At 63.2% G+C, this 18,701-nt stretch carries 22 protein-coding genes; 3 read left to right on the top strand and 19 right to left on the bottom strand.

What is annotated here, in order from left to right; all coding sequences use genetic code 11:
- Positions 1-63: 63 nt before the first annotated feature.
- Genes F9Z44_RS09355 through F9Z44_RS09320 form a run of 8 tightly spaced genes read right to left on the bottom strand, consistent with a single transcriptional unit; the run spans position 64 to position 7,384 of the window.
- The gene (locus tag F9Z44_RS09355; RefSeq protein ID WP_236574311.1) at positions 64-813 is read right to left on the bottom strand and encodes a GNAT family N-acetyltransferase; all 750 of its coding nucleotides are present in this window, start codon (positions 811-813) and stop codon (positions 64-66) included.
- A gap of 17 nt (positions 814-830) precedes the next feature.
- Positions 831-1,304 carry a molybdenum cofactor biosynthesis protein MoaE gene (locus F9Z44_RS09350; protein WP_159605512.1) on the bottom strand — a complete coding sequence of 158 codons (474 nt, stop codon included), beginning with the start codon at positions 1,302-1,304 and terminating at the stop codon, positions 831-833.
- A 1-nt stretch (position 1,305) separates the two neighbouring features.
- Positions 1,306-1,557, bottom strand: a complete 252-nt coding sequence (moaD, locus tag F9Z44_RS09345; protein ID WP_159605510.1) for a molybdopterin converting factor subunit 1 — start codon at positions 1,555-1,557, stop codon at positions 1,306-1,308.
- The gene (locus tag F9Z44_RS09340; RefSeq protein WP_159605508.1) at positions 1,554-2,837 is read right to left on the bottom strand and encodes a molybdopterin molybdotransferase MoeA; all 1,284 of its coding nucleotides are present in this window, start codon (positions 2,835-2,837) and stop codon (positions 1,554-1,556) included. The genes moaD and F9Z44_RS09340 overlap by 4 nt, the downstream gene beginning before the upstream one ends.
- Positions 2,834-3,370, bottom strand: a complete 537-nt coding sequence (gene mobB, locus F9Z44_RS09335) for a molybdopterin-guanine dinucleotide biosynthesis protein B (RefSeq protein ID WP_159605506.1) — start codon at positions 3,368-3,370, stop codon at positions 2,834-2,836. The genes F9Z44_RS09340 and mobB overlap by 4 nt, the downstream gene beginning before the upstream one ends.
- On the bottom strand, positions 3,367-4,809 hold the full coding sequence (gene thrC, locus F9Z44_RS09330) for a threonine synthase (RefSeq protein ID WP_159605504.1): 1,443 nt from the start codon (positions 4,807-4,809) through the stop codon (positions 3,367-3,369). The genes mobB and thrC overlap by 4 nt, the downstream gene beginning before the upstream one ends.
- The gene (locus F9Z44_RS09325; protein ID WP_159605502.1) at positions 4,809-6,131 is read right to left on the bottom strand and encodes a homoserine dehydrogenase; all 1,323 of its coding nucleotides are present in this window, start codon (positions 6,129-6,131) and stop codon (positions 4,809-4,811) included. Before F9Z44_RS09325 ends, thrC begins: the two co-directional genes overlap by 1 nt.
- A 26-nt stretch (positions 6,132-6,157) precedes the next feature.
- Positions 6,158-7,384: a pyridoxal phosphate-dependent aminotransferase gene (locus F9Z44_RS09320; protein ID WP_159605500.1), complete on the bottom strand. Its 1,227-nt coding sequence runs from the start codon at positions 7,382-7,384 to the stop codon at positions 6,158-6,160.
- Between the two features lie 139 nt (positions 7,385-7,523).
- Between F9Z44_RS09320 and F9Z44_RS09315 the strand changes: the two genes are divergently transcribed.
- The 3 genes from F9Z44_RS09315 to F9Z44_RS09305 all read left to right on the top strand — a co-directional run bounded on the left by F9Z44_RS09315 (position 7,524) and on the right by F9Z44_RS09305 (position 10,497).
- Complete coding sequence (locus F9Z44_RS09315) at positions 7,524-7,904, top strand: Mth938-like domain-containing protein (protein WP_159605498.1); 381 nt, start codon at positions 7,524-7,526, stop codon at positions 7,902-7,904.
- Positions 7,905-8,070: 166 nt separating this feature from the next.
- Positions 8,071-8,547 carry a peroxiredoxin gene (locus tag F9Z44_RS09310; RefSeq protein WP_056276841.1) on the top strand — a complete coding sequence of 159 codons (477 nt, stop codon included), beginning with the start codon at positions 8,071-8,073 and terminating at the stop codon, positions 8,545-8,547.
- A gap of 186 nt (positions 8,548-8,733) precedes the next feature.
- Positions 8,734-10,497: a PhoH family protein gene (locus tag F9Z44_RS09305; protein WP_159605496.1), complete on the top strand. Its 1,764-nt coding sequence runs from the start codon at positions 8,734-8,736 to the stop codon at positions 10,495-10,497.
- Positions 10,498-10,538: 41 nt separating this feature from the next.
- On the opposite strand, the gene F9Z44_RS09300 is transcribed toward F9Z44_RS09305, so the two are convergent.
- The 11 genes from F9Z44_RS09300 to F9Z44_RS09250 form a co-directional block, all read right to left on the bottom strand.
- Positions 10,539-10,901 (bottom strand): hypothetical protein, encoded by a 363-nt coding sequence (locus F9Z44_RS09300; RefSeq protein WP_159605494.1) that lies wholly within the window; start codon positions 10,899-10,901, stop codon positions 10,539-10,541.
- 48 nt (positions 10,902-10,949) lie between these two features.
- Positions 10,950-11,345, bottom strand: coding sequence for a roadblock/LC7 domain-containing protein (locus F9Z44_RS09295; RefSeq protein ID WP_159605492.1), 396 nt, complete (start codon positions 11,343-11,345; stop codon positions 10,950-10,952).
- 5 nt (positions 11,346-11,350) lie between these two features.
- Positions 11,351-11,914 (bottom strand): GTP-binding protein, encoded by a 564-nt coding sequence (locus F9Z44_RS09290; RefSeq protein ID WP_236574310.1) that lies wholly within the window; start codon positions 11,912-11,914, stop codon positions 11,351-11,353.
- On the bottom strand, positions 11,911-12,819 hold the full coding sequence (locus F9Z44_RS09285) for a hypothetical protein (RefSeq protein WP_159605490.1): 909 nt from the start codon (positions 12,817-12,819) through the stop codon (positions 11,911-11,913). Before F9Z44_RS09285 ends, F9Z44_RS09290 begins: the two co-directional genes overlap by 4 nt.
- A gap of 252 nt (positions 12,820-13,071) precedes the next feature.
- Positions 13,072-14,499: a replicative DNA helicase gene (dnaB, locus tag F9Z44_RS09280; protein WP_236574309.1), complete on the bottom strand. Its 1,428-nt coding sequence runs from the start codon at positions 14,497-14,499 to the stop codon at positions 13,072-13,074.
- A 198-nt stretch (positions 14,500-14,697) separates the two neighbouring features.
- The gene (gene rplI / locus F9Z44_RS09275; protein WP_159605488.1) at positions 14,698-15,150 is read right to left on the bottom strand and encodes a 50S ribosomal protein L9; all 453 of its coding nucleotides are present in this window, start codon (positions 15,148-15,150) and stop codon (positions 14,698-14,700) included.
- A 13-nt stretch (positions 15,151-15,163) separates the two neighbouring features.
- Positions 15,164-15,445, bottom strand: coding sequence for a 30S ribosomal protein S18 (rpsR, locus tag F9Z44_RS09270; protein WP_056276851.1), 282 nt, complete (start codon positions 15,443-15,445; stop codon positions 15,164-15,166).
- Between the two features lie 11 nt (positions 15,446-15,456).
- Positions 15,457-15,720, bottom strand: coding sequence for a primosomal replication protein N (gene priB / locus F9Z44_RS09265; protein WP_443135133.1), 264 nt, complete (start codon positions 15,718-15,720; stop codon positions 15,457-15,459).
- A gap of 50 nt (positions 15,721-15,770) precedes the next feature.
- Positions 15,771-16,160, bottom strand: coding sequence for a 30S ribosomal protein S6 (gene rpsF, locus F9Z44_RS09260; RefSeq protein ID WP_159605486.1), 390 nt, complete (start codon positions 16,158-16,160; stop codon positions 15,771-15,773).
- A 137-nt stretch (positions 16,161-16,297) separates the two neighbouring features.
- Positions 16,298-16,771 carry a hypothetical protein gene (locus tag F9Z44_RS09255; RefSeq protein WP_159605484.1) on the bottom strand — a complete coding sequence of 158 codons (474 nt, stop codon included), beginning with the start codon at positions 16,769-16,771 and terminating at the stop codon, positions 16,298-16,300.
- Between the two features lie 209 nt (positions 16,772-16,980).
- Positions 16,981-18,663, bottom strand: coding sequence for an MFS transporter (locus F9Z44_RS09250; RefSeq protein WP_159605482.1), 1,683 nt, complete (start codon positions 18,661-18,663; stop codon positions 16,981-16,983).
- Between the last annotated feature and the right edge of the window lie 38 nt (positions 18,664-18,701).

Raw genomic sequence — 18,701 nt, 5'->3', positions numbered from 1 at the left:
CAAGACCTTCAGCCTGCGCCCACCCGAGGCAGGTGGACTTGACCCAGATCAAGCGGGCGCCAGTCAAGCCTGAGGTGGGTGCCAGTAGGCGTACTGCCAGGCCGTGGTCAGGCCAGCCCGGTGGTACAGGGACCGGGCAGCCAGGTTGCTGGCATCCACCTGCAGGAACACGCCGACCAGTCCGCGTGCGATGGCCTCAACCGCCATGGTGTGCAGGATGCGACCCGCCAGTCCGCGACCGCGCTGAGACGCCGCCGTGCGCATGCCGTGCACGCCCAGCCACCCATGGCCGAGCGACGCCGCCCCGCAAGCCACGGTCTGACCATGCTCCCGCGCCGAGGCAAACAGCGCGCAGTTCGCACGGCTGAGCGCTCTCGAGCGGCTGGCTCCGTCGGCCGGGTCCAGGCCCTCGCCGAGGAACATGGCCATCCAGGCGGCGTCGGGCCTGGCGTCCAGTTCAACGGGTGGACCGCCATGCACCTGGAGCAGTTTCTCCAGTGTCCCTGTCATGGTCAGCGTGGGCTGGTCCCGCCACCAGCCGCGCTGGGCGAGCGCTTCATGCCAAGGCCCGAACGCAGGCAGATCGGGCAAACGGAAACGAGGCTCGAACCCGGATGCGGCGTAGCTGTCCAGGATGAGGGGCAACTGGTCCACGTCATGTGCCAGGTGGTGAAGTGGCACGGCGCTGCGGGCACGGCCCACGGTGCCTCGGTCCATGGCCAGCAGCCACCCGTCGAGCGACTCCACCTGCTCGGGCGCCACCGCCTGCAGCGTGGCGCGCTCGATCGCTTCGATATCGGCAGCGGTGAGCACGGCGTCGCTGCCGCCGTTCAGCTGTTGCTGGCCACAATGCCCCAGCGCGCCAGCGCCGCGTCGTCGCTCACGCGGGCATCCACCCAGCGAGCACCTTCCGGCGTCTGTTCCTTCTTCCAGAACGGTGCCTGGGTCTTGAGGTAGTCCATCAGGAACTCGCAGGCCTGGAAGCTCTCGCCTCGGTGCGCCGAGCTCACGGCCACCAGCACGATCTGGTCCAGCGGCTGCAGCAGGCCCACGCGGTGGATCACGCGGGTGCCAAAGATGTTGAAGCGCTTGTGCGCCTCGTCGATCATGGCTTCGATGGATTTTTCCGTCATGCCCGGGTAATGCTCCAGCTCCATGGTGCTGATGCGCTGACCGTCGTTGCGGTCACGCACAGTGCCAATGAAACTGCAGACGGCGCCAATGCCCTTCTCGGTTTCGCGCAGGCGCGCAACCTCTGCGCTGAGGTCAAAATCGTCGGTCTGGATGGAGACGCGCCCGGTCATGTCAGCCGCCGGTCACGGGAGGAAAGAAACCGATCTCAGCGCCTTCGGTGAGAACAGCCGCCTCGTCGCTCATGGTCTGGTTCAAAGCCACACGCACCGACTTGCCAGGCGCCAGCGCCTCGGCATAAGCACCGCCGCGCGCCACCAACTCGGCGCGCAGCGCAGCCAGGGTGGTGGCCTGGGTGTCCAGCGATTCGCTGCCGGTGGCCAGGGACTCGCGGATGGAGGCGAAATAACGCAGTTGGACTTTCATGCGAGCAGATCCGCAAAGGAGATGAAGGACACCGGGTCACCGTGGGCAATGGTGCTGCCGGCCGGGTTGTCCACCAGACCGTCGCCCCACACCACCGAGGTGAGCACGCCCGAACTCTGATTGGGAAAAAGATCGAGGCCGCCGGCCGCATTGCGGCGCACGCGCAGGAACTCCCGGCGCTTGTCGGCCTTGCCCAGCGTGAAGTGCGCGGGCAGCGTGGTGGTCTTCAACGCAGCCGCTTCCACCCCTTGCAGGCGCAACAAGAAAGGCCGCACCAGCAGAAGGAAGGTCACGAAACTGGACACCGGGTTGCCCGGCAGACCGATGAAATGGCAGGGCTCGCCAGCAGCCGGGCCAGCTCCGGCGTCGCGTTTCACGGTGCCGTAGGCAAACGGCTTGCCCGGCTTCATGGCGATCTGCCAGAGATCGAGTTGGCCGAGCTGCTGCACGGCGGGTTTGATGTGGTCTTCCTCGCCCACCGACACGCCGCCGCTGGTGAGGATGAGGTCGTGGTGGTCGGCCGCGGTCTTGAGAGCGGCCAGCGTGGCCTCGCGCCTGTCCGGCACGATGCCCAGGTCGCTCACTTCGCAGCCCATGCGCTGCAGCAGCGCACGCAGGAAAAAGCGGTTTGAGTTGTAGATGGCGCCGGGCCTCATGGCCTGGGGCGGCACTTCGCCCGGCATGACCAGTTCGTCACCGGTGGAGAACAGCGCCACACGCGGGCGCGCCACCACGTTGAGGTGGGCCAGGCCCAGACTGGCGGCCAGACCCAGGCTGGCGGGAGACAGGCGCTCGCCCCGCGCCAGCACCACGGCGCCGCGCCTGACGTCCTCGCCCGCGCGCCGCACCCACTGGCCTGGCTGGGGCACGACCTGGATGTGCACCCCGTGGATGTTGCCCCCCACCTCGACCGTGTCTTCCTGCATCACCACCGCATCGGCACCGGCAGGCATGGGCGCGCCGGTGAAGATGCGTACACAGGTGCCGGGCTCCAGCGGCTCGCCCGCGTGGCCGGCTGCGATGCGCTGCGTGACGGGCAGCACCTGGCCCGGCTCTGTCACGTCGGCCGCGCGCAGGGCGTAGCCGTCCATGGACGAGTTGTCGTTGGGCGGCACCTGCAGCGCAGACACGAGGTCTTGCGCCAGCACGCGGCCATCCGCCTCGAAGGTGGTCACGGTCTCGGTACCCACCAGGGACGTGGCCTGGGCAAGCAATGCGACCATCGCGTCGTCCAGCGACATCAATGGCGCACGGTTCTGTGGTGGAGGGGGCGTGGTCATGGCAGGCTCAACGGAGTGCAGTATTCGAATCGGCCTTCATTGTCGACCAACCAGGCGGCCACGTCATCGGCCCGGTTCAAATCCAGCACGGTGCAGTGGCCGGACGCCGGCAATGTGTCCGGCGTGTCGGTGGCGATCGCCACGATGTGTGGGTCATCGGGAAAGCGCAGTGGCTTGCCATGGGCCCGCCGCCACACCTCCACCTTGGGCAGATCGCTCTGCTTGAAACCCTCGACCAGCACCCAGTCGACGTCGGCGCGCAGCTGGGCAATGAGGTCGTGCACCGAATGCTCGGTGATGGCCTCGATTTCGCGCATGAGCACCAGCCGTTTGGGCGAGGCGGCGAGCACTTCGAAAGCGCCGGCTTCGCGATGGCGCCAGGTGTCCTTGCCCGGGTGATCGATGTCGAAGCTGTGGTGCGCGTGCTTGACCACCGAGACGCGCTGACCCCGCAACTTGAGTGCGGGAATCAACTGCTCGACCAGCGTGGTTTTCCCCGATCCCGAGAAGCCGGCAAACCCGACGACCTTCATGCCCTGGCGCAATGCTCGGCGATGAAGGCCTGCACGACGGCCGTGCTCGCCGGCATCACCTGCACGCGCTTGGGCAGGTCTTCAATGCCTTCGAACTGCGGCGGACGGTGGGGTTGCTGGCCCAGCGCTTCCACAATGGTCTCGGCAAACTTGATCGGCAACGCCGTCTCCAGCACGATCATCGGCACTGCCGCGTCAATGTGCTCGCGCGCCACTTTCACACCATCGGCGGTGTGGGTGTCGATCATCACGCCGTGGCGCTTGAAGATGTCGCGGATCGTGTCGAGGCGGTTCTGATGTGTGCTCTTGCCACTGCAGAAACCGTAACGGGTGGCGGCGTCGGAAAACGCTGCATCAGCACTCAGGTTGAAGCTGCCTTCGCGCGCGAGTGCCTCGCCGAACAGCGCCTTGACGCGCGGGCCGTCGCGGCCCAGCAGATCGAACACGAAGCGCTCGAAGTTGCTGGCTTTGGAGATGTCCATCGACGGGCTGGAGGTCTCATGCGTGTCGGCGCTGGCGCGCACGCGGTACACCCCGGTGCGGAAGAACTCGTCGAGCACGTCGTTTTCGTTGGTGGCCACCACCAGTTGCTCAATCGGCAGGCCCATCTGGCGCGCGACATGGCCGGCACAGACGTTGCCGAAGTTGCCGCTGGGCACGGTGAAAGACACCCGCTCGGCGTCTTTCGTGGTGGCCTGGAAGTAACCCGCGAAGTAGTAAACCACCTGCGCCAGCAGCCGCGCCCAGTTGATCGAATTGACCGTGCCGATCTTGTGCCCACGCTTGAAAGCAAGGTCGTTGCTGACGTTCTTGACGATGTCCTGGCAGTCGTCGAACACACCTTCGATGGCGATGTTGTGGATGTTCTCGTCCATCAGGCTGAACATCTGCGCTTGCTGGAACGGGCTCATGCGGCCGTGCGGGCTGAGCATGAAGACGCGCACGCCTTTCTTGCCACGCATGGCGTACTCGGCCGCGCTGCCGGTGTCACCCGAGGTCGCGCCCAGGATGTTGAGCTCTTCGCCACGGCGTGCCAGCTCGTACTCGAACAGGTTGCCCAGCAGCTGCATCGCCATGTCCTTGAAGGCCAGCGTCGGGCCATTGGACAGGGCTTCCAGGTAGAACCCGGCTTCGAGCTTCTTCAGCGGCACGATCTGCGGCGTGCCGTACACCGCCTCGGTGTAGGTCTTCTCGCACAGCGCGCGCAAGTCGGCGGGGGGGATGTCGTCGATGTAGAGGGACAGCACCTCGAACGCGAGCGCTGCGTAGCCACCCGCCGCACCTTGGTTGAACACCTGACGCCAGCGCGCGAGCGCGGCGGCATCGACCTGGGGGTAGCGTTCGGGCAGGTACAGGCCGCCATCGGGTGCGAGGCCTTCGAGCAGGATCTCGCAGAAGTGCTTGCGCCCCGGGTCGCCGCGCGTGGAGAGGTACAGCATCAGTTCAGCTCTTCCTTGCGGATGCGCACGATGGGTGCGAGCACCGTGGGCAGTTTCTGCAACTGCGCCAGGGCATCGTTCATGGTGCCTTCGCGGGTGTCGTGCGTGAGGATGATCAGGTCGGTGGACGTGCCGCCCTCGCCGCTCACCTCGTCGGCTTCGCGCTGCAGCACCGCGTCGATGCTGATGCCGGCATTGGCCAGCAAGCCGGTCACTTTGGCCAGCACGCCTGCCTCATCGGCCACGCGAAGACGCAGGTAGTAGCTCGTCACCACCGCGCTCATGGGCAGCACGCTCAGGTCGCTCATCGCATCGGGCTGGAAGGCCAGGTGCGGCACGCGGTGGTGCGGGTCGGCGGTGTGCAGGCGGGTGATGTCCACGAGGTCTGCGATCACGGCGCTGGCGGTAGGCTCGCTGCCCGCACCCTTGCCGTAGTACAGCGTGGTGCCCACGGCATCGCCCTGCACCACCACCGCGTTCATCGCACCTTCCACGTTGGCAATCAGCCGTTTGGCCGGCACCAGGCTCGGGTGCACGCGCAACTCGATGCCTTGGGCCGTGCGTTTTGTGATGCCCAGCAGTTTGATGCGGTAGCCGAGCTGTTCGGCGTATTTGATGTCGGTGGCGCCCAGCTGCGTGATGCCTTCCACGTAGGCCTTGTCGAACTGCACGGGGATGCCGAAGGCGATGGCACTCATGAGAGTGACCTTGTGCGCCGCGTCCACACCCTCGATGTCGAAGGTCGGGTCGGTCTCGGCGTAGCCCAGGCGCTGCGCCTCCTTGAGCACGACGGCAAAGTCCAGGCCTTTGTCGCGCATTTCGGAAAGGATGAAGTTGGTTGTGCCGTTGATGATGCCGGCTATCCATTGAATGCTGTTGGCGGTCAAGCCCTCGCGCAGCGCCTTGATGATGGGAATGCCACCGGCCACCGCCGCTTCAAATGCCACCATCACGCCCTTGGCCGAAGCCGCCGCGAAAATCTCCGTGCCGTGCACGGCCAGCAAGGCCTTGTTGGCCGTGACCACGTGCTTGCCTGCGGCGATCGCCTCCAGCACCAGCGCCTTGGCGATGCCGTAGCCACCAATAAGCTCGATCACGATGTCGATGTCGGGGTTGGCGATCACAGCGCGCGCATCGTTCACGACCTGGACGTCCGGGCCCACGATGGACTGGGCACGCGCCACGTCCAGGTCGGCCACCATGGTGATTTCAATGCCGCGGCCGGCGCGCCGGCGGATCTCTTCCTGGTTGCGCTGCAGCACGTTGAACGTGCCGCTGCCCACGGTGCCTATGCCCAGAAGGCCTACTTGGATCGGTTTCATGTCGGTCATGGTTGGGGAGCAAAAAATCAGGTGCCGTGGCGTTTTCGCCAGCCTTCAAAAAACTTCGCGACGCGGCTGATGGCTTCGCGCAGGTCGTCTTCGTGCGGCAGGAAAACGATGCGGAAATGCTGGTTGTCGGGGTAGTTGAAGCCCGAACCTTGCACCAGCATCACGCGCGTTTCCTGCAGCAGTTCCAGAAACATCTGCTGATCGTCTTCGACCGGGTACATCTTCGGGTCGAGCTTGGGGAACATGTAGAGCGCAGCCGAGGGCTTGACGCAGCTCACGCCGGGAATGGCCGTGATCAGCTCGTAGGCGAGATCACGCTGGCGGCGCAGGCGGCCGCCCTCGCCCACCAGATCGTTGATGCTTTGGTACCCCCCCAGCGCCGTCTGGATCGCCCACTGGCCCGGCACGTTGGCGCACAGGCGCATGTTCGAGAGCATGTTCAGGCCCTCGATGTAGTCCTTGGCGGGCTTCTTGTCGCCCGAGACGACGAGCCAGCCAGCGCGGTAACCGCACGATCGGTAACTCTTGGACAGCGAGTTGAAGGTCAGGGTGAGCACGTCGTCCGAGAGGCTGGCGATGGCTGTGTGTTTGACACCGTCGTACAGCACCTTGTCGTAGACCTCGTCGGCAAAGATCACCAGGCCGTGTTCGCGCGCAAACTCCACGATGGCCTTGAGCAACTCATCGGAATACAACGCGCCGGTCGGGTTGTTGGGGTTGATGACCACGATGCCTTTGGTGGCAGGCGTGATCTTGCGACGGATGTCCTCCAGGTCAGGCATCCAGCCGTTGGACTCGTCACACATGTAGTGCACAGGTGTGCCACCTGACAGACTCACGGCGGCCGTCCACAACGGATAGTCGGGCGCTGGCAGCAGCAACTCATCGCCGTCATCGAGCAGCGCATTGGTGGCCATCACGATCAGTTCGCTCGCACCGTTGCCGAGGTAGATGTCATCCAGCGTCACACCCCTGATGCCCTGCGTCTGCGTCTCGTGCATCACCGCCTTGCGCGCGCCAAAGATGCCCTTGCTGTCCGAGTAGCCCGCCGAGTTCGGCAGGTTGCGGATCATGTCTTGCTGGATTTCCTCTGGCGCATCGAATCCAAACACCGCCAGGTTGCCGATGTTCAGGCGAATGATCTTGTGACCCTCGTCTTCCATCTTGCGCGCGGCGTCCATGATCGGGCCCCGGATGTCGTAGCACACGTTGGCCAGCTTGGCGGATTTCTGGATGGTCTTCAAAGTCACTCCCTGGGGGTTCTGGGGTCGTGCGGGGCGATGTTCCCGGTGCGTTGCAGCGGGCGTTATATTCGGTCTCGTCAGCAGGGAAAACCTGCAATTTGACCACAGTTCCGCACCCCGTTCGATTGGCCTCTGCCCCATGAAACTGCACTCCGACAAACTGGATATCCAGTCCGTCACGGCCTACGGCGACGACTGGATCGCCGTGAACGGGCAGCGCCATTCCCACAGTCTGGTACTCATGCCAAAAGGGCAACTGCAGCCCTGGCCATGCTCCCGTTTTGAGTTGATCGAGGCCTCGCACTTCGACATGCTCATTCAGCTGACCAATGAGCCTCCCGAGCTCATCGTGTTTGGCAGCGGCTCAAAGTTGCGCTTCGTGCCACCCGCCCTGCTGCGCGGCCTGATGGCCCAACGCATCGGTGTTGAAACCATGGACACAGCAGCCGCCTGCCGCACCTACAACATCCTTGCGGGAGAAGGGCGACGCGTGATTGCGGCCTTGTTGCTGGAGACCTGAGCGTCGGGCGGCCACCCCCGGTTGCCGCCGTGACGGCATGGCCCAATCAGGGTAAAATAGCCGATTGTTTCCTGCCACGGGTCCCATTGCTGCAACGCAGGGCTCGCCGTGAAACAGCCGGGAAGCCAACGCATCACCACCAACTTACGTCAGGGGTCCACGCAGTATGGCAGTCGTTGTCAATAAACCCATTCCCGAATTCGAATCGATGGCCACCGGCGGCATCAAGGTCAGCAACCAGACGCATCTGGGCCAGACCATCGTGCTGTACTTCTACCCCAAGGACAACACGCCCGGTTGCACCACCGAGGCCATGCAGTTTCGCGACAAGTACAAGGACTTCGTGAAGGCGGGTGCCCAGGTGTTTGGCGTCTCGCGCGACAACATGAAGTCGCACGACGACTTCAAAACCAAGCTTGAACTGCCCTTCGAGCTGATTGCCGACACCGAAGAGAAGATGTGCCACATGTTCGGCGTGGTCAAGAACAAGATCATGTACGGCAAGAAGGTCAAAGGCATCGAACGCAGCACTTTCCTGATTGGCCCCGATGGCGTCTTGAAACAGGAATGGCGCGGCCTGAAGGTCCCGGGCCATGTTGAAGATGTGCTCAAGGCCGTCAAGACGCTCAAGAAAGCCGCCTGATCTCCGCTTGGCCAGGCTGGACTGTTGGCGCGGGTCTTGCGTCACCGGAGTCATGCATAATGAATTCATGACGCCGGGAAGCCTCTCAGCCCCATCCCTTCTGCACTCCTCAAGCAGCCCCGAAAGCCGCCCGGTCACCCAGGCGGCTTTTTGTTTTCCAGCCCTGCGCTGAACACACAAGCCCACATGCCACTGCCTCCCGCCCCCTCCAAACGCGCCGCCCTCCTTTCATCCGAGGCCTACAGCCTCAAAGCAGCCGACGAACCGTTCGACCTCCAGGCCGATGTGCCACCCGCGCCGACGGCGCAGCCGGTCGAGCGCAAGACCGCCGCACCGGGCCTCCCTGCTGGCAAGCCGAGCGTCAAGCCTGCAGGCCGGGGTCGCAAGCCCGCTGTCGCAGCTCCTGCGGTGGCCGATGCACCAAAGGCTCAGCCTCTGCTGGAAAAATCCATTCCAACAACGGCGCTGACGTTCGATCAGGCCGCAACAAACCCTGTCTCCGCGCAGGTCACGGCGTCCTCCGGAAGCCGTCGACGCGCTAGCGGCAAGGCAAGCTCGGGACCGGCCCGGCTGTTCGTGCTGGACACCAACGTGTTGCTACACGACCCGATGAGTCTGTTCCGGTTCGAGGAACACGACATTTTCCTGCCGATGATCGTGCTTGAGGAACTCGATGGCCACAAGAAGGGCATGACGGAGGTCGCCCGCAACGGGCGCCAGACGAGTCGCACGCTCGACGCCCTGGTGGCCCAGCAAGGCGGCGACATGACCAAGGGCCTCAAGCTCTCGGCCACGGGTCACCATGGTGCGCGTGGGCTGCTGTTCTTCCAGACGGAGCCGCTGGACAACAACCTGCCTGCCAGCCTGCCGCAAGGCAAGGCCGACAACCAGATCCTGGGTGTGGTGCATTCACTGCGCGAGCGCCACCCGCAACGCGAGGTGATCCTGGTGTCGAAAGACATCAACATGCGCGTGAAAGCGCGCGCGCTGGGCCTGGCCGCCGAGGACTACCAGAACGACAAGACGCTGGACGACGGCGAGCTGCTGTATGCGGGTGCGCTGGCGTTGCCACAGGACTTCTGGACGCGTCAGAGCAAGACCATCGAGAGCTGGCAGAGCGGCAGTCACACCTTCTACCGCGTCAGCGGCCCGGCGGTGGGGCAGTTCTACATCAACCAGTTCGTCTACTTCGAAGCGCCGGGCGAGCCCTCGCTCTACGCCCGCGTGACCGAGATCCGCGACAAGACCGCGGTGCTCAAGACGCTCAAAGACTACACCCACCTGAAAAACGCCGTGTGGGGCGTGACCAGCCGCAACCGCGAACAGAACTTCGCGCTCAACCTGCTGATGGACCCGGAGATCGACTTCGTCACGCTCGCGGGCACGGCAGGCACCGGCAAGACGCTGATGGCTCTGGCCAGCGGCCTCACGCAGGTGCTCGACGACCGCCGCTACACCGAGATCATCATGACCCGCGCCACCGTGAGCGTGGGTGAGGACATCGGCTTTCTGCCCGGGACCGAAGAAGAAAAAATGGGCCCCTGGATGGGCGCACTCGACGACAACCTGGAGTTCCTGGCCAAGGGCGACGGCGGCAATGCCGGCGAATGGGGCCGAGCCGCCACCAATGAACTCATCCGAAGCCGCATCAAGGTCAAGAGCATGAACTTCATGCGCGGTCGCACCTTCATGAACAAGTACGTGATCATCGACGAGGCGCAGAACCTGACGCCCAAGCAGATGAAGACACTGATCACGCGCGCGGGCCCAGGCACCAAGATCATCTGCATGGGCAACCTCGCGCAGATCGACACACCGTATCTCACGGAGGGCTCGTCGGGCCTGACCTTTGCCGTGGACCGCTTCAAGGGCTGGCCGCATGGTGGTCACATCACGCTGGCGCGTGGCGAGCGTTCACGGCTGGCCGATTTCGCCTCCGAGGTGCTTTGATCTGCAGATAGCGGCCGCTTGGCCGCCACCGGCACTCTCGTTCAGATCGAGGCCTGAGCCTCTGCCTCAAGCACTTTGCGACGGGCCATGGCCAGGTTGGAACGCGAACGGTCGAGCACGTAGTAGATGAACAGACCTTCGTGCTTCTCGACCGGGCGGATGATGTGGTACTGGTTCTTCAGGGTGATCAGGATGTCCTCGATCTGACCATCGATGTTGAGCATCTTCATGGTCTTGATCTTGGCGCGAACGACCTCGGTATTGCCAGCGGCAGCGAGTTCCAGATCAACCCCAGAGCCAGCAGATTCGAGCAGCATGCCGCTGGTGTAGTCCACAAGCGCGGCGCACATGGCGCCCTCGGTCTGCATCAACTGGTTGAGTAGTTCTTTGGGGCTCAGGGCCATGGTGTTCTCCAGAAATATGCGCGTTGCTGCGCGGGGTTGAAAAGCAGTTCAGGTCGCGGCTAGTCGGTCAACGGTCTGGCGGCAGCTCCACAGCAGCTTGCCCAGCACAGCCTGCGCGTCGGTCACCACGGTGAGGACCAACTCGCCTGCAGGGCGGGGCACGGCCATCGCCAGGATCAGGCCCTGTGCCGATTCCATGATCATCCGGTGGGGAGTGCCGTGGCCGCTCTCGCGTGAGAGTGCGGCCGCCAGGCCACCCATCGAGCCAGCCATGGCAGAGAGCCGATCGGCCTCGCGGCTGTTGCTCAGGGTCGATGTCACAGTCAGACCGTCGGCGCTGGCCAGAGTGACGCTGACCACACCGGGCGTGTCTCGCATCAGCGCGCCCAGCAGATCCGCAAAGCGGGCGATGGTCACGAGGGGGAGATGGATGGCTTCACTCATGGTTTTCAGTTGGTTGGAATGACCGGTTCTGTTTCGGCCATGCTGACGAGGACGGACAGCAGCAAACGCACGTCTGCCTCGCGGCGCACGTCGACGTCGATCACCGGCACCACGAACCCCGCCGCCTGCAGGTGTGCGCAGTAGTCGTCCAGACCGGGTGATGGGCAGGTGTCGAGCCGCCCCACGCCCACGATGGTCCGGCGAGGCCCGATGCGCCCGGCGAACGCGCGCAGGTAGCGCTCCACCTCCGCGATGGGATCGGGCCGGCTGTTGTCAGCCAAAACGATCAGGCCGAAAGCGCCGGTGGCCAGGATGTCCCACATGAACGCAAAGCGTTCCTGCCCCGGCGTACCGAACAGCTTGAGCCGCTGGCCTCCAGCCATTTCACAGGTGCCGTAGTCCAGACCGACCGTGGTGGAGGTCTTGTCTCCGATCGGACCGCCGCTCATGGGCACGTCTGTGGACACGGTTCCGTTGTCACTGATGCAGCGGATGGCGGTGGTCTTTCCCGCACCCATGGGTCCCGTCACGACCACCTTGATGTCGCCCGCGAGGGGCTCGAGATTCACCACAGCTTGAGCCTTTCCCTGAGTTGACCTAACCAGCCGGGTGCGACGGCACCGCCGACCGCTTGAGGGGTGTGGGTGGCGTCGCGAACGCCCAGACCGAGGGCCTCGCACGTGGCGAGGAACGCATGCACAGTGGCCGACGGCAGCGCGGTGCTGGCCATCAGTTCGTCTGCGGTGTGCGCGCGCTGGGTGAGCAAAGCGGCCAGACGCGGATGTCCGGCTGTCATCAGGCCCGCCGCCGAAGGCCAGCGTTGCAGCCGCCAAGCGCCAGAGGGCGCCAGCGGTGCGGCATTGGCCGCAGCCATCGCGGCACTCAAGCGCCACAACACCTCGTGCAAGGGATGCACGGCGGCACCGTGCAGCATTTCCTCGTCCACCGCGCTGGCTGCGCGCCAAGCGCCCGCGCGGTGGGCCTGTCCGATCAACTGCTCCAGCGGCACCGCGCTCTGCAGGCGAAGGGTGACCGTGTCCAGCAACAGCAGCTTCCCTGCTCCGATTGCCAGAACAGAACGACCACCGCGCCGCAGGGCCTCACGCAGGCACGCGAACAGTGCACCTTGCCACTGGATGCGTTCGACCGGTGCTGCTGGCGCCAAGCGGGACAGCACGGCCTGAAGAACGCCGATCACACCACTCATGCGCAGCGGGCAAGGCACGAACAGGCGGTCTGGAGCGCATGCGGCCTGGTTCGATGGTTCCAGCAGCGTGACTGTGACCGCGCTGGGCATGAGCGCGCGCGTGACACCGACCTCTGCTGATACGAACACGACATCGCAATGCGACACATCGTCGTCAAAGCGCAGGTTCACGCCCAAGGTGCAGTCCAGCAAGCGCACGAGCGCTCGCAGCACCGTTTCGTCCTTGCCGGGCAGATCGATCGCACCGATCACCAGGCTGTCATTCATGGGTGTGACTGCGGCGTGATGGACTCGCCGCAACCATGCAATCAAGTAGGCGGTTTGTCTTGCCCAGCGGGGTCATGCGTGTTCCTTGAAGCCCTTTTTGAAGGGGTTGCTTCAAAGATCGGCTGCATGTCCGACCCTCTTGAGGGGTGATTCAGCTCGTTACACCGGCTCGACAGAAGCACCAATCCGGTCGATCAAGGGTGTTGACAGAAACAGCGAAAACTGAATACAGGGAAAGCTTGACTCTATGTGTCAGTAATCCCCGCCACCGGCGAGGCTTTCGAAACGCGTGAGCATGTTCAGGAAAGCCAGCTTCACCGTGCCCGTGGGGCCATTTCGCTGCTTGCCGATGATGATCTCGGCCACGCCCGGCTCCTTGCACGCGTCCTTGGTGTAGTACTCATCGCGGTAAATGAACATGATGATGTCTGCATCCTGCTCGATGGCACCCGATTCGCGCAGATCGCTCATCATCGGGCGCTTGTCGGTGCGCGTCTCCACGCTGCGGTTGAGCTGCGAGAGCGCGATCACCGGGCACTGCAGTTCCTTCGCGAGCATCTTCAAGCCTCGCGAAATTTCACCCAGCTCCGAGGCCCGGTTGTCGCCGTCGCCGCCGCTGCCGCTCATGAGCTGCAAGTAGTCGACCACGATCAGGCCCAGCTTGCCGCACTGGCGCGATAGCCGCCGCGCGTTGGCGCGCAGCACGCTGGCGGTGAGACCCGGGGTTTCGTCGATGTGCAACGAGACGTTGCGCAGCTTTTCAATCGCTTCGGTCAACCGCGGCCATTCGTCATCGGTGAGCTTGCCATTGCGCAGGTGAGACTGGTTGATACGACCGATCGAACCAACGATACGAACCGCCAGCTGGGAGGCGCCCATTTCCATTGAGAACACCGCCACCGGCAGGCCCTCATTGAGCGCCACGTGCTCGGCGATGTTGATGGCGAACGCCGTCTTGCCCATGGAAGGGCGCGCGGCCAGCACCACCAGGTCACCGGCCTGCAAGCCCGAAGTCATGCGATCCAGATCGACGAAGCCAGTGGGCACACCGGTGATGTCGTTGGGGTTGTCGGCCATTTCCTGCACACGGTCGAGCAACTCGACCACGAGCGTGTCCATGCCCTGGAAGCCTTCCTTCATCCGCGAGCCTTCCTCGCCGATGTTGAAGATCTTCTGTTCGGCCTCGTCAAGGATTTTCTCAACCGCCTTGCCCTGCGTGTTGAATGCTGCCGTGGCGATCTCGTCGCTGGCAGCAACCAGCTTGCGCAGGATGGCCCTCTCGCGCACGATCTCCGCATAGCGGCGGATATTGGCCGCGCTCGGCACGTACTGCGCCAGCGAGTTGAGGTACGCAAGGCCGCCGGCCTCCTCGGCCTTGCCCAGGTTCTGCAGGTGCTCGAACACGGTCACCACGTCAGCCGGCTTGCTGGCATTGACCAGCGTGGCAATGACGGAATACGTCAGGCGATGCTCGTAACGGTAGAAGTCGGAATCGTTGACGAGATCAGCCACCCGATCCCAGGCACCGTTGTCGAGCAACAGACCACCCAGAACACTGGACTCGGCTTCGATGGAATGAGGGGGAACGCGCAGCTGTGCGATCTGGCGGTCAGCGCCACCGCCTCCTTCGTCCAGGCCGGCATCAAAAGAAGAGAAAGAGCTGGAAAAGACGGCGGACATCGGCGTGGAAAAAGTAAAGGGCCATGGTAAGCGCTGGACCCTGGAAAGTCATGGGACAAGTCTGTGGACAAGCCCGGTAAAAGTGGTGGATGACGGGCGGGTCCATCAGGACACCCAGGCCACACAAAATCCAACAAAAAAGCCGCGGCCCGAAGGGCAGCGGCTTTTCAGCGAAGCGCCTGGGCGCCCGCGCGGGACTCAGGCGGTTTCGCCGAGCACCGTGACGTTGACGTCGACCGTCACGTCGGTGTGCAGGTTCACGCTCACCGTGTAGTCGCCCACGTTCTTCAGGGGACCGTTGGGCATGCGCACTTGCGACTTCGCAACCTTGAAGCCTTGTTTGTTCAGCTCTTCGGACACGTCGTGGTTGGTGACGGAGCCAAACAGGCGACCGTCAACACCGGCTTTCTGCGACAGCTTGACCGTCACGGCGGAGAGCTTTTCACCCAAGGCCTGGGCTTCAGCGTGCTTGGCAGCGGCCACCTTTTCGAGTTCGACGCGGCGTGCTTCGAATTCGGCGATGGCATTTTGCGTGGCGCGGCGGGCGCGGCCGGAAGGAATCAGGAAGTTGCGGGCGTAGCCGTCCTTGACCTTGACCACATCGCCGAGGGCGCCGAGATTGACAACTTTGTCGAGCAGGATGATTTGCATGTCAGGCTCTCTTTCAGACGCGGTGCTGGTCGCTGTAAGGCAACATGCCAAGGAAGCGCGCGCGCTTGATGGCGGTGTTGACCTGACGTTGGTAGAAGGCACGCGTGCCGGTCAGGCGCGCGGGGATGATCTTGCCGTTCTCGGCGATGAAGTCGCGCAGGACGTCAACGTCCTTGTAGTCGACTTCTTCGACGTTGGCCACGGTGAAGCGGCAGAAGCGCTTGCGCTTGAACAGCAGCGATTGGGTGTTGCGCTTGGGGCGCTTGTCTTTGTTGAAACGTTTGGGTGACGCCATGATGGGCCTTCCTATGTCTTGCTGAAATCTTGGATGTGGAACACCACGCCTTTGCCATTGCGCGCGTTGGTCAAGAAGCCGTGAAACTCACAAACCGAATCGAGGCCCTGTCGGGAGAGGATTTCGGCGTGCGACCCGAAGGCGATGGCCCTGAGTTGCAGTTTCACTTGCCTGGGGGTGTCCAGTTCGACAATCTGTGATTCGTGTTCGAGCACGAGGTTGACTGCCGGTATGCCTGCCGGCGTGTACCGCAGGCTCTGCACCTGCACCACCACGGCCGACAATTGAGTCTGGTTCACCCGTTGACGTTAACGCGCACCGGGCATCAAGCCTGGGCCTGTTCCTGCGGTTGGTGCTGCTGGGCGGGCTGCTGAAGCTTGCGGGCTTCTTCGCGCTCGACCGACTTCATCATCGAAGATGGGCCGGTGTCGGCTTTCTTGCGCAGCACGGTCAGGTGGCGCAGCACGGCGTCGTTGAACTTGAAGGCATGCTCCAGTTCAGCCATCACGGCCTGATCGGCCTCGATGTTGACGCACAGGTAGTGGGCCTTGGACAGCTTGTTGATCTGGTATGCCATCTGGCGACGACCCCAGTCTTCAACGCGGTGGATCTTGCCGCCGCCGGCGGTGATCATGCCCTTGTAGCGCTCCAGCATGGCTGGAACCTGTTCGCTTTGATCCGGGTGGATCAGCAAAACGATTTCGTAATGACGCATGGACTCTCCTTGTGGATTCACCCGCCGATGGGCGGGCTTGGGTTAAAGCTACCCCCAGCGTCGGATGGGGTGCAGCAAGGCAAGCCCACGATTATAGCAAAGTGTCCCTTCTGGGACGACAACACGCCTCCAGCGCCTCAAAGATCCCTCAATGCCCTGTCCAGCGTGGCGTACTTCTCAGCCCCCACGGCGTCGCGAATGCGTGGGGCCAGTGCCAGCAGTTGATCGTAGTTGCCAGCGCCCTCCACCGCCAGATTGAGGAGCACCCCACGCAACCCCAGCGCGGCGGTGAGCTGGGTGGCAATGGGATAGGCATCCTGGTAGCGCTGAGTCGGGCTGCGCGCGTTGTGAACGTTGATCGCAGCGGAGTTGAGCACCCGGGCGTCCTGCTCTGCCTGCGTCTCGACGGGAGAGGTGTCTGTGATGAGTCCCAACTGAAAGAGCTGCTCCACGTCCTCGCGCGAAACACCCATGGCTGCGGACGAGGTCAGGATTTGATCCAGCGTGCGCTTGCCGTCGATCAGGATGAACGCCGAACGCTGCCTCGGTGTCAATGGGATCGAGCGATCCTTCAATACACGGATTCCGGCTTCGGTTTTCGCAACAATCATGCTGTTCCCAATGGAGCGCTGCGTGGCTGGCCAGCGCTTGGTGACGCCAAAAAGAGGCGGTTTCGTCTACATAACTGCCAAGCTTTGCACGAGGCTGTGGTCATTTGAACTGGGGTTTGTCCATACGCTGAAAGTTGTAGCGAAAAAAAGTGCCCGCACGGGGCGGGCACTTTTGAGCGAGGAGGCACCCGCAAGGGGTGCTGTCGGCATCAGTCGCGAGCGTAGATGTCGACGTCCTTGGTTTCCTTGATGAAGATCATGCCGATGATGAAAGTGCCCGTGGCAACGATCACCGGGTACCACAACCCGTAGTAGATATCCCCGGTCGCGGCCACCATGGCAAATGCCGTGGTGGGCAGCAAGCCACCGAACCAGCCATTGCCGATGTGGTACGGCAAGCTCATCGAGGTGTAGCGGATGCGGGTGGGGAAGAGTTCGACCAACATGGCGGCGATGGGGCCATAAACCATGGTCACCAGAATCACCAGGAAGACCAGGATCACCAGCACCATGCCTTTGTTCATCTTCGCAGGATCGGCAGGCACCGTGAGGCTGGCGGCCTTGGCGGTATCGGCGAGCTCCTTGCGGAAGTCGGCAATGGCCTTGGCGCTTTCAGGTGTGAAGCCGTTGCGCTTCTCGTTGAGAACACCGACGGGAGCCGTCAATACCTTGTCACCCAACGTGATCGTTGCCGCCGTACCCGCCGTGCCCTGCACGCTGAGGTAAGGAATGTAGGACTGGGTCAAGGCGCGCTTGGCGATATCGCACGAGGTGCGGAAATCGATGTCGCGTGCAATCGGGCTTCCCTGGAACGAGCATTCCGCGAGGTTGGCCGTCACGGTCACCTTGCTGACCCGTTGTGCTTCCACCAGCGCCGGGTTGGCGTAGTTAAGCAACATCGGGAAGACCGTGAAGTAGGTCAGCGCAGCGATCAGGCAACCACCCATGATGATTGGCTTGCGGCCGATCTTGTCGGACAACGAGCCGAACACGATGAAGAACGGCGTGCCGATCAACAGCGAGGCAGCGATCAACAGGTTGGCCGTGGTGGCGTCGACCTTGGCAATCGTGGTCAGGAAGAACAGCGCATAGAACTGACCCGTGTACCAGACCACGGCTTGACCTGCCGTGAGGCCCAGCAGCGCAATGATCACGACCTTGAGGTTCTTCCACTCGCCGAAGGACTCGGTCAATGGAGCTTTCGAGGTCTTGCCTTCGGACTTCATCTTCTGGAACGCGGGCGATTCGTTGAGGCTCAGACGAATCCACACCGAGATACCCAACAGGACGACCGACAGCAGGAATGGAACACGCCAGCCCCAATCACCAAACTCCTTGTCGCCGATCGCGGTGCGCACACCCAGAATGACCAGCAGCGACAGGAACAGGCCCAGCGTTGCCGTGGTCTGGATCCACGCGGTGTATGCGCCGCGCTTGCCATGGGGCGCATGTTCGGCCACGTAGGTTGCTGCGCCACCGTACTCACCGCCCAGCGCCAGGCCTTGCAGCATGCGCAGGACGATCAGGATGACGGGAGCAGCCATGCCGATCGAGGCGTAGCTGGGGAGCAGGCCCACGATGAACGTGGAAGCACCCATGATCAGAATGGTCACCAGGAAGGTGTACTTGCGACCGATCATGTCGCCCAGCCGGCCGAAGAAGATGGCACCGAAAGGACGAACCAGGAAGCCCGCCGCGAAGGCCAGCAGCGCGAAGATGTAGGCGGATGTTGGATCCAGGCCGGAGAAGAACTGCCGCGCGATGATGGCCGCGAGCGAGCCGTAAAGGTAGAAGTCGTACCACTCGAAAACCGTGCCGAGTGAGGATGCAAAGATGACCTTGCGCTCCTCCTTGGTCATCGGTGCGGAAGCAGTTGCCGTCGATGTTGCCATGATGTGAATATCTCCTTGGTTGTGACCCGACAGGGGCA

It is taken from the genome of Hydrogenophaga sp. PBL-H3, assembly GCF_010104355.1.
Lineage (GTDB): Bacteria > Pseudomonadota > Gammaproteobacteria > Burkholderiales > Burkholderiaceae_C > Hydrogenophaga.
This window is presented reverse-complemented; position numbering and strand designations above follow the sequence as displayed.